The following is a 13,533-nucleotide window of genomic DNA, read 5'->3' on the forward strand; positions in this document are numbered from 1 at the left end:
ACCGGCCCGGCAGCCGCTAGTTGGCGCCGACGGTTTCGGCGTGGACCTGGGTCAGCGCGTTGGCGAAGACCTCGGCCGGCTGCGCGCCGGAGATGCCGTACTTGCCGTCGAGGATGAAGAACGGCACCCCGGTGACGCCGATCTGGCGCGCTTGGGCGATGTCCGCGTTGACCTCGTCGGCGTAGCTGCCTGCCTCCAGCGCGGTGTGCAGCGCGGCGGCGTCAAGCCCGACCTCGGCGGCCAGCTGCAGCAGGGTGTCCACGTTGCCGGTGTCCAGGCCCTTCTCGAAGTGCGCGGAGAGCAGCGCTTCCTTCATTTCGCCGCCCAGCCCCTGCTGCTTGGCATGTTCCAGCACACGCAGCGCGGTGAACGAGTTGGCGACCACCAGCTTCCCGAAATCGTAGGACAGGCCTTCCTCGGCGGCCTGGGCGGTGACGTGCTCCAGCATGCCCTCGACCTGGGCCGGATCCATGCCCTTGGCCTTGGCCAAGTAGTCCAGCTCGCTGCCGTCGTAGTGCTCGGGCAGGGTCGGATCCAACTGGTAGGCGTGCCAGTAGACATCGACGTCCTGGGCCAGGCCGGAGGATTCCAGACCGGATTCGAAGCGGCGCTTGCCGATGAAGCACCACGGGCAGGCGATGTCGGAGAAGATATCCACGCGCAGGCGCTTGGCGTCGGCGGGATTCTGGGAAGCAGTGGTTTCACTCATGCCCGTATAACGCGCCGCGGCGCGCAGGCATTCCTTCAACGGGGCGTTGCCCGCGGCACGGGATAATGGCTTCAGGCGGGAAACCGCAGTCGGGGACGGAAAGGACGGGACGGCGTTCGGTGGCCAGGAATCTGGGATGGCGCGGAATTTTCTTCGCGGGGACGATCACCGCGATGGCGGGGTTCGTCGACGGCGTGGGCTTCATCCACCTCGGCGGCTACTTCCTGTCCTTCATGTCCGGCAACTCGACGCGTTCCTCGGCAGCCCTGCTCACCGGCGATGCCGGCGGCTGGTCCATGGCCATGGGCTTCGTGGGCAGCTTCGTGGGCGGTGTGGTGGTGGCGACCGTGCTCACCGCGCGGGCCGCGCGCTACCGCCGTCCGATCGTGATGTACCTCAGCGGTGCGCTGCTGGTCACCGCGGCGCTGCTCGGTTCGCTGGGCGAGCTGGGATTCGGCGGGGCCTGCCTGCTGGCGGCCTCGATGGGCGCGGTCAACGTCTCCTACACGCGTTCGGGGGAGGTGTCGCTGGGCCTGACCTACATGACCGGCACGCTGGTCAAGCTCGGCCAACACCTGGGCGGCGCGATCCTGGGGCTGCTGACCGGCTCGGACCGCGGGTCCGGGCGGCTGCTCTGGGTCCGCTACGCGGTGCTGTGGGCGATGATCACCCTCGGCTCGCTGGCCGGGGTATTCTCCTACCTGCATCTGGGCCTGTCCAGCCTGTGGATCGCGGCCGGAGGCATGCTGCTGTGGGCCACGCTGGCGCTGGCGGCGGAACGGCGCACCGGGCCGGAGGTCCAAGCCCCCGCCCCGGCGCGCCGCGAGATCCATTAGCTGGGAGCCGGACCGTCTAGCGGCCGGTGGAGACAGCTTCCGAATCGCGCTCGCGGCCGTCCGCCGAAGGACCGCCGGAGGTGCCGCGCACCGCGAAGCGGTAGACCACGGCAAGGATGGCCAGCCACGCAACGCCGGTGTACAGGGCCACGCGGGTTTCGGCGCTCAGCGCCAGCAGCACCACGATGAAGACCATGAACGCCATGGCGATCCAGGCGGTGGCCGAACCGCCGGGAACCGCGTACTCGCGCGGGCCCTGCGAGGCCGCCGCGGCCTCCTTCTTCTCCGCCCGGCGCATGGCCAAGTAGGAGGCGAGGATCATGATCCAGACCCATACTGTCGCGAAGGTGGCGATCGAGGCGATGATGGTGAACAGCTTTTCGGGCAGCAGCGCGTTGAGCACCACGCCGACCAGCAGCACAATGGTCATGATGAGAACGGTCATCCACGGCACGCCGTTGGAGGAGACCTTCGCGAAGGACTTCGGGGCGTGGCCCTCGGCCGACATCGCGAAGAGCATGCGCCCGGCGCCGAAGGTGTCGGCGTTGATCGCGGACACGGCGGCGGTGATCACCACGGCGTTGAGCACGTGGGCCGCGGCCGGGATGCCCAGCGCGTCGAAGATCTGCACGAACGGGCTGGCGCTGCCGTCGATCTGGCGCCAGTCGAAGAGCATCATGATCACTGCCAGCGAGGCCACGTAGAACAGCAGGATGCGCCACGGCACGGTGTTGATCGCCGCAGGCACCGACCGCGAGGGGTCGTCCGCCTCGCCGGCGGTGATGCCGATGGTCTCGATGCCGCCGAAGGCGAACATCACCACGGCGAAGGACAGCAGCAGCCCGATGAAGCCGTTGGGGAACAGCGTTCCGGCGGCCATCAGGGTGTCGATGCCGGTCGCGGTCTGCGCGTCGGGGGCGTTGAAGCCGAAGATGATCAGCGCGATGCCGCCGCCGATCATCGCGATGATGGCGCTGACCTTGACGATCGCCAGCCAGAACTCGGTCTCGCCGAACACCTTGACCTTCATCAGGTTGATCGCCGCGATCAGCAGCACCACAGCCAGCACCCAGATCCAGGTGGCGACGTCGGGGAACCAGAAGCCCATGTAGACGCCGAAGGCTGTCACGTCGGCGATCGCCACGATCGCCATCTCGAAGGTGAAGGTCCACCCGGTGACGAATCCGGCGAAGCGGCCCAGGTAGCGGGAGGCGTAGTGCGCGAACGACCCGGAGACCGGATGCTTCACCGCCATCTCGCCCATGGCGCGCATGACGATGAAGACGGCGGCGCCGCCGATCATGTAGGCGAACAGCACGGCCGGGCCGGCGGCCTGGATGGCGGCGGACGAGCCGTAGAACAGGCCGGTTCCGATGGCCGAGCCCAGGGCCATGAAGCGGATGTGGCGGGCGGTGAGCCCGCGGGCGAGGGATGCCTTGATTTCGGTCACGATGAACTACTTGGATCCTCATATGGGGGATGGGGTGCGCGTGTCCCTGCGCCGCGCTGGGCGGGCGGAACATACCAAATCGTACGTGGGTCGGCAAGCAGATGGGGTAAAAATGTGTCTGGGCAAACCCGTGGGATTGCCCACACCCGCCGGGCGCGGACCCGTCGCGGTGGAAGAATGGTACGCATGAAGCTGGGATTCGTCCGCCATGGACAGACGCAATGGAACCTCGAAGGCCGCCTGCAGGGAAGCAGCAACATCCCGCTTAACGACACCGGGCGTGCCCAGGCTGCCGCGGCGGTACAGGTGCTCGCCGGCGGGAACTGGGACGTGGTCGTCTCCTCCCCGCTGGACCGCGCGCGGCAGACCGCGCAGATCATCGCCGACGGGCTGGGCCTTGAGCTGGGCCCGAGCTACGAGCTGCTGGTCGAGCGCGACTACGCGCAGGGCGAGGGCATGATCGAGGCCGAGGCGCTGCGCCGCTGGCCCGGGAAGCTCGGCGGCGGCATCGAGCCGCTGGAATCGGTGGTGGACCGCGGGCTGCGCGCCATCGGGCAGATCATGGAGGACTTCCCCGGGAAAAACGTCGCGGTCATCTGCCACGGCACGATCATCCGGTATACGCTGTCGGATTTCGCCGGCTACACGCTGGATACCATCCGCAACGGCTCGGTGGCGGTGCTCGAGCAGGACGAGCGCGGCCGGCTGCGCCTGGAACTGGTCAACGACCACGCGCCCGCCGCGCTGTAGCGCCCGAGGGCCGGGTTAGGCGCCCGGAACCACGCGCCGCACGCTGGCGGTCAGCTGCGAGTCGTGCTGCCGGTTCTTGATCACGGCCAGCCACGATCCCAGATCCAGGTAGGCCCGGGTGCGCACCGGCGGCGCGGAGAGGAAGACGTCGTGCAGGGCGTCGGCCAGCCGCACCAGGTGCAGCTCGCGGCCCAGGTCCAGGCTGCGCTCGGCGATCTGCTGCACGTTCAGCGCGACATCAGACTTGGAGGCCGCGTCCTGCCAGCGCGGCAGCAGGTAGTCCTTGGCCGAGAGCATCACCAGCACCGGCACCTGCAGGTCCAGGCCCTTCTTGACCTTCGCCTGCGCGTCGAAGACCGCGGAGATGAACCCGGTGGTGATCTTGAAGCCGTTGACCGGGCGCCAGGCCAGATCGTAGTCCCATTCGCCCTCGAACTGGCTGGAGACCGTGCGGGTGTAGAAACCGGGGTCGATGCTGGGCAGGAAGCGGTGCGGGTTGCGCGCGCTGGAGGCCTGGAACAGCCTGGACAGCGCGGTGCGCCCCAGCTCGCTGGCCTGGAATTCCAGCCACGGGCTGTTCAGCGCGAGCGCCTCGATCTTGTGCGGGTTCGCCGCCGCGTACAGCGACGCGCTCAGCCCGCCGGTCGAATGCCCCAGCAGCACCACCCGGGTGCCGGGGTGGGCGCTGGTGATGATGCGCAGCGCCGCGTCGAACTCTTCGAAGTACTGCTCCAGGTTGTTGGTGAATCCCGGCGGGGTCTGCCCGGCCGGGTCGCGCTCGGCGTCCAGCGGGAGGTTGCGTCCGTAGTGGCGCAGGTCCAGGGCGTAGAAGTCGGCCCCGGCATCGGTGAGGAACCGCGCCAGCTCGCTTTGGAAGAAGTAGTCCGACCAGCCGTGCACGTAGAGGATCGACAGCCCGCGCAGCGGCGGGGCCAGCCGCGGGACGCGGGACGGCCGGCGGTGGCGGACCAGCGTGGCGGTGGAGCCATCGAGCATCGGCAGCGTGCGCCGGGAGAAGCCCTCGCCCAACAGGTCGGGCTCCCACAGCTGCTCGGCCGGGTTTTTGAACTGGAACGCCATGTGTTCAGCCTACCCAACACCGCAGGGCGGCCGCAGGGCGCGAAAAACGGCATCCACCCGCGGGACTGGTTACCAACGGATGAATGCCGCAATTCGTGGCCGATTCACGAGGACGACTGGTTGACAATCGGCCGGGTCTCTAGGTGCTGCCTGCCTGCGGGGCTAGCCTGCCATTTCCAGTACTGGAACTGGCATGTCCAGGTAGCGCAGGTAGGCGTTGCGGGTCATGAAGGTCGGGAAGTCGTCGCGCAGTGCGCAGGCCTCGAAGATCTCCATGGCGGATTCGAAGCGGTCTCCCTCGAAGCGCTCCATGCGGTCCATGGTCTCCTCGGCGAGCTCCTGCACCCAGCGGCGGGTGACGATTTCGCCCTCGTCGGTGATGGCCGACTGGTGGATCCACTGCCACAGCTGCGAGCGGGAGATCTCGGCGGTGGCCGAATCCTCCATCAGGTTGCGCAGCACCACCGCGCCGTTGCCGCGCAGCCACGACTCGATGTAGCGGATGCCGATCTCGATGTTGTCGCGGATGCCCTGCTCGGTGATCTTGCCTTCCAGGCCGGCCACGTCCAGCAGCGCAGTGGCGGAAACCTGAACGTCTTCGCGGGTGCGGCCGATCTGGTTCGGGTTCTCGCCCAGCACCTCGGTGTACACCTCGCGGGCCACTGCCACCAGGTCCGGATGGGCCACCCACGAGCCGTCGAAACCGTCGGCTGCCTCGCGGGCCTTGTCCTCGCGCACCTTGGCCAGATTGAGCTCGTTGATCGAGGCGTCCTTGCGGCTTGGCACGAAGGTGCTCATGCCGCCAATGGCGGTGGCGCCGCGGCGGTGGCACGCACGCACCAGCTGCTCGGTGTAGGCCCGCATGAACGGTGCGGTCATGGTCACCGAATCGCGGTCCGGGAACACGAAGCGCGGTCCGCGGGAGCGGAAGTTCTTGATGATCGAGAAGATGTAGTCCCAGCGGCCGGCGTTCAGGCCCGAGGAGTGCTCACGCAGCTCGTAGAGGATCTCCTCCATCTCGAAGGCCGCGGTGATGCACTCGATGTGCACGGTGGCGCGGATGGTTCCGCGGTCGATGCCCAGCATGTCCTGCGCCATGTTGAACACGTCGTTCCACAGGCGTGCCTCCAGGTGGTTCTCCAGCTTCGGCAGGTAGTAGTACGGGCCGCGGCCGGCTGCCATCAGGCGCTTGGCGTTGTGGAAGAAGTGCAGTCCGAAGTCAACCAGCGAGGCCGACATCGGTGCGCCGTTCACCCGCAGGTGCTTCTCCGGCTGGTGCAGTGCGCGGGGGCGGACCACGATGGTCGGCAGCTGCTTCAGGTCGTGGGTGGCCAGCTTGTACTCGCGGCCGTCCGGTGCGGTGAAGTCCAGCTCGTTGTCGAGCACGCGGATCAGGTTCACCTGGTTCTTGATCACGTTCTGCCAGGTCGGGGAGCAGGCGTCCTCCATGTCGGCCAGCCAAACGTTGGCGCCGGAGTTCAGTGCGTTGATTGCTGCCTTGCGCTCGATCGGCCCGGTGATCTCCACGCGGCGGTCTTCCAGACCCGGTGCGATCGGGGCGACCTGCCATGAAGCGTCCTCGCGGATGTTCCGGGTTTCTTCCAGGAACTTCGGGTCGCGGCCGTTGGCGATGCGGGCCCGGTTGAGCTGGCGGCTCTGCATCAGCTCGTTGCGGCGGTGTTCGAAACCCTGGTGCAGTGCGGAGAGGAAGTCCAGTGCCTCGCTGGTGAGGATCTGTTCCTGGTAGCGCACTTCGGTGGCGGTGATGGTGATGTTGTTCAGGGTGATCGGGGTGTTCATGACAGCGTCCTTAAAGCTTAAAAATGGTGGTGGTGCCGGCTGACGTCATTGTCAGCCGGCACCATCGACCCGTCAGGGTCTAATGGAATTGGCCTTCTTCGGTGGAACCAACCAGCGCCAGGGTGGAGGCGTTCGGGTTCAGCGTGGTGGAGATGGCATCGAAGTAGCCGGTGCCGACTTCGCGCTGGTGCTTCGTGGCGGTGTAGCCGTCAGCCTCGGCAGCGAATTCGCGCTCCTGCAGTTCGACGTAGGCGCTCATGCCGTCCTTCGCGTAGCCCTTGGCCAGATCGAACATCGAGTGGTTCAGTGCGTGGAAGCCGGCCAGGGTGATGAACTGGAAGCTGAAGCCCATGGCGCCGAGTTCGCGCTGGAACTTTGCGATGGTTGCGTCGTCCAGGTGCTTCTTCCAGTTGAAGGAAGGGGAGCAGTTGTACGAAAGCATCTGGTCCGGGAAGTCCTTCTTGACTGCCTCGGCGAACTTGCGGGCAAGTTCCAGGTCCGGGGTGCCGGTCTCCATCCAGATCAGGTCCGAGTACGGGGCGTAGGCCTTGGCACGGGCGATGCATGGCTCGATGCCGTTGCGGACCTTGTAGAAGCCTTCCGCGGTGCGCTCGCCGGTGATGAATTCCTGGTCGCGCTCGTCGACGTCGGAGGTGATCAGGGTTGCTGCCTCGGCGTCGGTGCGGGCGATGACGACGGACGGGGTGCCGGCGACGTCAGCTGCCAGACGGGCTGCGTTCAGGGTGCGGATGTGCTGCTGGGTCGGGATCAGGACCTTGCCGCCCAGGTGGCCGCACTTCTTTTCCGAAGCCAGCTGGTCTTCCCAGTGGACGCCCGAAGCGCCGGCGGTGATCATGGACTTCATCAGCTCGTAGGCGTTCAGCGGGCCGCCGAAGCCGGCCTCGGCGTCTGCGACGATCGGGACCATCCAGTCCTCGACGGTCTGGATGCCTTCGGAGAACTCGATCTGGTCTGCACGCTGCAACGCGTTGTTGATGCGGCGGACAACCTGCGGAACCGAGTTAGCCGGGTACAGCGACTGGTCCGGGTAGGTCTGGCCCGAGAGGTTTGCGTCGGCTGCAACCTGCCAGCCGGAAAGGTAGATGGCTCGCAGGCCGGCCTTGACCTGCTGGACTGCCTGGTTGCCGGTCAGTGCGCCCAGTGCGTTGGTGTAGCCGCCGGTCGGGGTTTCCTCGGTGAGCTGCTTCCAGAGCTTCTGGGAACCGCGCTTGGCCAGGGTGTGCTCTTCCTGGACCCGACCCTGGAGCTTCACGACGTCTGCAGCGGAGTAATCGCGGGTGACGCCTTCCCAGCGGGGGTTGGTTGCCCAGTCGTTTTCGAGGGCTGCGACGCGGTTCTCGATCGAATTCTCGTTGGTAGTCATGTTGCTGGCTCCTTCGCACAAGCTCGGTGTTCGTTCGGACCGGTGAACCTGGCGGTTTCGATCCGGTGAACTTCTTCGTGACAACAACTATTCCCTGCCTGCAACCCCTCCAACAGGGGAATTTCAGATTAAGATTCGCCGTTCTTCGTTTTTCTGGAAGTTTTGCACTTCTTGATGCTGATTGTGATCCAAGAGGCAGAAAGTCGAGATTTTGGGTCGAAATCGATGTTAAGAAATTACAGAATTCCTTGTCTGGGTGATGATGAGCAGGTGCACTCTTCGCTGCAGGGAGCGTGACACTAGGTTGACATGGCAGGTGAGAGGCGTGCTTCAGGGCTGTATCCGGGAAATTTTTAGAGGATTCGGTGTGGGTTCGGGGGTTGTAGATTCGGGTGGTTCCCATGCGTCGCATGTTGTGCGCCATGTCACTATGGCATGGAAAGTAGAAGGAAAGCGTCATTGTGCGCGCGGTTGAAGAAGTGGAGTACTTTCAAAATGCCCTATTTGCGATTGCCGGGGGCGGGTGCCTTTTGCGTCAGTCCGGGAGTTGGAAGCGCCGCCGGCCCGCCTGGGCCTAGACAATCGTGGTCGAACCGGCCCTTTAGGGGCGGCTGTGCATTGGCTTGGCGCGGACGATGCGGAGTTGGGTCCCGGGGTTCGGGTCGAGGAAGTCGCGCAGCTGGTCCGCGAGGTTACCCTGTGGGTCATGGTGCTCTTCTCGTCGCGGGGCGCCGGCAGCCTCGTCTGATTGGGGTGCTGAATCATATCGCGGGAGGGGTTCGGGGTGTAAGAACGAGAGTCGGTGCTGGACAGTGGAGATGGTCATTTCTTTGTCAGCTTGGCCCGGCGCTGGAATTTCTTGGTCGGCAGGGGCTGCAACGCATACTGGGCGGGTAACCGGGTGGACTGTGTTGCACGGAGGGTTTTTAGCTAGCCGGAAGCCCGAAGTATCGCACTCTGATACGGTGCCCGCCGCCCGGACCCGACGTTTGAAGACTGCTGCACCTGAGTTGGTGCGTACGAACCGCAACTGGTGCCGGCCGCCGCCCGCGGGCGCGCAGGAGCCGTGCTGGCGGAGATTGTGGTCTCGCCTGCGGCCGACATGGTTTGAGCGTCATCGGATAAATATTCACCATAATTCGCGCCAGTAACGGCGAATCGCAGGCAACCAAAGGACATGTGCCGTATTTTGCTGGAAATTTTGCAACTTCTTCCTCTACTCTGGTTGTGTGACTGCTACCACATGGAATCGAGATGCTCGTCCCGAGGGACCGGGCGCTGGCGTCGATGAAGAGCTCGACGTCATCGCGCTGGGGCGGCGCATTCGCTACCTGCGCAAGGAAAAGGGCATGACCCTGGACGACATCTGCGCGCTGGTGGAAACCGCGCCGAGCCACCTGTCGCTGGTGGAGAACGGCAAGCGCGAGCCGAAGCTCTCGCTGCTCAAGTCGCTGGCCGCGGCGCTCGGCGTGAGTGTGGACGACCTGCTGGGAGCCGAGCCCCCCTCGCGGCGTGCCGCGCTGGAAATCGAGCTGGAGCGCGCCCAGCGTGGGCCGCTCTACGACTCGCTGGGTCTGCCGAAGGTGCGGATCTCCAGCCGGCTGCCCATGGACGTGCTTGAATCATTGGTCGGGCTGCAACGCGAGCTGGAGCATCGGCTCGATGAGCAGGCGGCCACCCCGGAGGAAGCCCGCCGGGCCAATACCAAGCTGCGCGAGGAAATGCGCCAGCGCAACAACTATTACCAGGAGATCGAACAGGAAGCAGAGCGCATCCTCAAGGCCTCCGGGCACACCGGCGGCCCGCTATCGCACCATCGTGCTGCGGACATCGCCGAGTACTTGGGATTCAGTCTTCGCTACGTGAGCAACCTTCCGCACTCCACCCGTTCAGTCACCGACTTGAAAAACCACCGGATCTATCTGACCCAATCCGGCCGCGCGGATCATGATCCGCGATCGGTGCTGCTGCAGGCGCTGGGCCACTACGTGCTGGGTCACCAGACCCCGGCGGATTACGCAGATTTCCTGTCCCAGCGCGTGGCCACGAATTATTTTGCCGCCTCGCTGATGATGCCGGAAAAGGAGACGACCGCCTTCCTGCAACGTGCCAAGAAAGAGCGCACCTTGGCTGTGGAGGACATTCGTGACGCTTTTGCCGTGTCCTACGAGTCCGCCGCGCACCGCTTCACGAACCTGGCCACCGAGCACCTGGGCATCACCTGTCACTTTCAGAAGGTCCACGAGACCGGTATCCTGCACAAGGCCTATGAGAACGATGGTGTGAATTTCCCCGCCGATCACACGGGGGCCATCGAAGGTCAGACCATTTGCCGCTATTGGACCAGTCGCGTCGTGTTCGACGTGGCTGACAAGTTCCGCTCTTTCGAGCAGTTCACCGACACCATCAATGGCACCTACTGGTGCACCGCGCGCACCGAGCGGCATTCCTCGGGCATGTACTCGCTGTCCATCGGCGTGCCTTTCGAGCACGTGAAATGGTTCCGCGGGCGGGATACCAAGGAACGCTGCCAGTCCAAGTGCCCGGACGAGAACTGCTGTCGCCGCCCACCGGCGGAATTGTCCTCCACCTGGTTCGGCAATGCCTGGCCGGCCACGCGTGCCAACACCCACCTGCTGGCGGCGATGCCCACCGGAGCCTTCCCGGGCGTAGATGAGACCGAGGTCTACAGGTTCCTGGAGGAGCAGGCCTGAGTCCCGGCGAAGCGGCGCCCTCCATCCGTCGTCCTTGGGATGAGCCAACCGTTCTACCGTCAGCTGCGCTGCAGCCAGATCCCTGCCGGGGTTAGAGTTCTGAGGATCGCGCTGGCTATTATGGGGAAGCTGACCCGAGCACTGAGCGAATCGGGCAACGGCACAATGTAGGAACTATTCACCTGCTTTTCATTGAATCCCACGCGCGGTGCACCTCCGCGCGCGCCGACACGCAGCTGCAGCATCCAGAAGTCAAAGGGTGCGGGGTCTCCCTGAAATCGATCGCCAAGTTGTTGGTCCCGGTCCGGCGGCGCACCGCTACTTCGTCCGACTGGGCTTTTTCGTTAGCAGGTTAGGCGCCAAAGAATCGGCTGCCCAGGTCCAGGCCGAGGCAGTTTCGGGGCTCGACCGGTCCCGCTGGTGCTAAAGGCTGTCTCGGCCGGCGTAAGGCACCGTCCGGTCCCGGGACTGCGATGCCGGATAGCCAGCCAGCGAACGCAGCGCGGTTACAACTTCCGGCAACGGCTGCGAACCATCGATAATGGTCCAACTGTTCTCCCTGGCAAGCCTCAGGTATTCTTTCCGGCTGGCATTGAGGTAATCCATGGTCTCGAAGTCGTCTTCGCGTGCGACCACACGGTCGAAGGCTTCTTGCGGGTCGACATCCAAGACCACGACGAGCGGCTTCTGGATCGATGCGTGGGCGAGCCATGGCAAAAGCAGACCCAGCGGCTGGCCGCGCACGCTGCGCAGAACCAACTGGCAATACAGGTGGCGGTCCATCACGGTTAACCCGTTGATGTGGCTTGCCCGCATCGAATTGGCCGCCACGGTGGCGGTGCGGATAACCGCCTCGATGAAGTCCTGGGTGAAGGTGGGGAAGGTTATTCCCCAGGCCCGAGAGCGTCTCGTCAGCCAGCGCCGTCCAGAGACATTTGCGGCGAACTGCGCGGTGAATCCGTCGCGTTCCAGTTCGCGGGCGAACTCCTTGGCCGCAGTAGTCTTCCCCGCTCCGTCGGTGCCCATGATGACCAGTGTGCGCGGGATGTTGTAGGCAGGGTTGCCGCAGATAGCGGCCTGCTGCGTCACTGTCGCCATGGTCCTCCTTTGTGGATGGTGCATTACTCCTTCCAACGACTGGCGGTCGCTGTCTTATCCCCATTTGTCCTGTGGGTTTCATGAGTGGAAGCAAGTAGACGCCCTATCGCTTTCGGCCCGGGAGTCGACAGCAGGAAGGGCTCCTGCACGTATCTGTAACTGTGTCTCACCATGTGGAATGGGGAATGGTAGGCCATCAACGGGGTGTGATGTAGGCCATAGTTTTAGCTGATGGCCCCATCGCGAATATCCATCTTCCGGGCGGAAATGAGATTGACGATGCTTGGAGGTAGCAAGACGGATACGGGTAGAAACCCCCAAGCATGAAGGAGTCATCTCCAGGAGTCACACCACCTTCTCGGTCAATGGTCGCGAATACATTCACCAGGGCGACCCGGTTGTCGTCATCTGCATCGACGGTAGCGAGCCCGCGTACCATGAGGAAGCAATCAAGGCCGGCCGCATGCCATGGCTCAAGGAACTGCTTGAAGGCCGTGGAACCTCCTGGGGCGCCCACTGCGCTATCCCGACCCTGACCAACCCGAATAACATGTCGATCGCCACCGGGCACCCGCCAGCAGTGCACGGCATCTGCGGCAACTACATCCTGGATCCGGCCACCGGCGAAGAAGTGCTGATGAATGATCCGAAGTTCCTGCGGGTGCCCACGGTCTTCTCCGCAGCCAGCGCCGCCGGCCTGGACGTGGCCATCGTGACCGCGAAGGATAAGCTGCGTCGCCTACTGGCCACCGGCATCACCCAGCCGGGACTGGATCCGAACGGCTCGGGCGAATACGTCACCCCGGCACGCAAGGGCATCTGCTTCTCCGCCGAGAAGGCCGACACCGTCACCATGGAAGACAACGGTATCGAAAACGCCCTGGAGCTGGTGGGCATGGAGCTGCCAAGCGTCTACTCGGCAGAGCTGAGCGAATTCGCCCTGGCCGCTGGCGTGAAGATCTTGGAAACCCAGCAGCCGGATCTGATGTACCTGACGCTGACGGACTATATCCAGCACAAGAATGCGCCGGGCACCGAAGTCGCCAATGACTTCTACGCGATGGTCGACAAGTACGCCGGCCAGCTCGACGCGCTGGGTGCCGTCGTGGTGATCACCGCCGACCACGGCATGAGCCCGAAGCACCATGAATCAGACGGCACGCCGCGGGCCATCTACCTCGAAGAGGAAGTGAACAAGATCCTTGGCGTCACCGAAACCGAGGCGGCAAACGGCAGCCGCGTGATCCTGCCGATCACCGACCCGTACACCGTGCACCACGGAGCCTTGGGCTCGTTCGCCAACGTCTACCTTCCGGAGGGCGCAGACCGCCAAGCGGTCATCGACGCACTGAACGGCCGCGAAGGCATCACCTTCGTGCATGCCTCGGAGGAAGCCGCCGAGCTGTTCCAGATGCCGCTGGACCGCATGGGCGACATCACCGTCCTCTCGGACAAGAACACCGCCCCGGGTCGATACCGAGCCTGGCACGACCTGAACAATCTGGAAGTGCCACTGCGCTCGCACGGCGGTCTGGGCGAGCTGAATATCCCGTTCTTCGTCAACCGTGCGCTGCCGGCACCGGAAACCACCGCAAGCACCGGACCCTCCGGCGAGCGCGCGGTTCTGCACAACTACGACGCCTACTGGCTGGCCACGAGCTACGTCAACAGCCACAGCCCGGTAGCTGTGCAGGGCTAGATTCCACGCTCGG

The 13,533-nt window shown here is 64.6% G+C and carries 10 protein-coding genes; 4 read left to right on the forward strand and 6 right to left on the reverse strand.

All coding sequences use genetic code 11. The features are described from left to right. Positions 1–16 precede the first annotated feature (16 nt). Positions 17–709 (reverse strand): DsbA family oxidoreductase, encoded by a 693-nt coding sequence (locus tag RF641_RS12675; protein WP_053797264.1) that lies wholly within the window; start codon positions 707–709, stop codon positions 17–19. A gap of 119 nt (positions 710–828) precedes the next feature. Here RF641_RS12675 and RF641_RS12680 point away from each other — a divergent pair, with 119 nt between their 5' ends. Further along, entirely contained in the window at positions 829–1,545 is a 717-nt protein-coding gene (locus RF641_RS12680; RefSeq protein ID WP_082123767.1) for a YoaK family protein, read from the forward strand. A 16-nt stretch (positions 1,546–1,561) separates the two neighbouring features. Here the strand turns inward: RF641_RS12680 and RF641_RS12685 are convergent, their stop codons facing one another. Then, positions 1,562–2,938 carry an amino acid permease gene (locus RF641_RS12685; protein WP_424573342.1) on the reverse strand — a complete coding sequence of 459 codons (1,377 nt, stop codon included), beginning with the start codon at positions 2,936–2,938 and terminating at the stop codon, positions 1,562–1,564. 243 nt (positions 2,939–3,181) lie between these two features. On the opposite strand from RF641_RS12685, the gene RF641_RS12690 reads away from it, so the two are divergent. Next, positions 3,182–3,745, forward strand: coding sequence for a histidine phosphatase family protein (locus RF641_RS12690; RefSeq protein ID WP_424573322.1), 564 nt, complete (start codon positions 3,182–3,184; stop codon positions 3,743–3,745). A gap of 15 nt (positions 3,746–3,760) precedes the next feature. Here the strand turns inward: RF641_RS12690 and RF641_RS12695 are convergent, their stop codons facing one another. The 3 genes from RF641_RS12695 to aceA all read right to left on the reverse strand — a co-directional run bounded on the left by RF641_RS12695 (position 3,761) and on the right by aceA (position 8,009). Further along, entirely contained in the window at positions 3,761–4,825 is a 1,065-nt protein-coding gene (locus tag RF641_RS12695; protein WP_424573323.1) for an alpha/beta hydrolase, read from the reverse strand. A 162-nt stretch (positions 4,826–4,987) separates the two neighbouring features. Further along, positions 4,988–6,625, reverse strand: coding sequence for a malate synthase A (gene aceB / locus RF641_RS12700; protein WP_424573324.1), 1,638 nt, complete (start codon positions 6,623–6,625; stop codon positions 4,988–4,990). A gap of 79 nt (positions 6,626–6,704) precedes the next feature. After that, positions 6,705–8,009, reverse strand: a complete 1,305-nt coding sequence (gene aceA, locus RF641_RS12705; protein WP_120991506.1) for an isocitrate lyase — start codon at positions 8,007–8,009, stop codon at positions 6,705–6,707. Between the two features lie 1,229 nt (positions 8,010–9,238). Between aceA and RF641_RS12710 the strand changes: the two genes are divergently transcribed. Beyond that, positions 9,239–10,723 carry a helix-turn-helix domain-containing protein gene (locus RF641_RS12710; RefSeq protein WP_197413544.1) on the forward strand — a complete coding sequence of 495 codons (1,485 nt, stop codon included), beginning with the start codon at positions 9,239–9,241 and terminating at the stop codon, positions 10,721–10,723. Between the two features lie 423 nt (positions 10,724–11,146). Here RF641_RS12710 and RF641_RS12715 read toward each other — a convergent pair whose 3' ends face one another. Continuing rightward, on the reverse strand, positions 11,147–11,812 hold the full coding sequence (locus tag RF641_RS12715) for a dTMP kinase (RefSeq protein ID WP_424573325.1): 666 nt from the start codon (positions 11,810–11,812) through the stop codon (positions 11,147–11,149). Positions 11,813–12,104: 292 nt separating this feature from the next. On the opposite strand from RF641_RS12715, the gene phnA reads away from it, so the two are divergent. Further along, on the forward strand, positions 12,105–13,520 hold the full coding sequence (phnA, locus tag RF641_RS12720) for a phosphonoacetate hydrolase (protein ID WP_424573326.1): 1,416 nt from the start codon (positions 12,105–12,107) through the stop codon (positions 13,518–13,520). Positions 13,521–13,533 lie beyond the last annotated feature (13 nt).

Source organism: Arthrobacter sp. 'calajunan', from assembly GCF_046940185.1.
GTDB lineage: Bacteria > Actinomycetota > Actinomycetes > Actinomycetales > Micrococcaceae > Glutamicibacter > Glutamicibacter soli.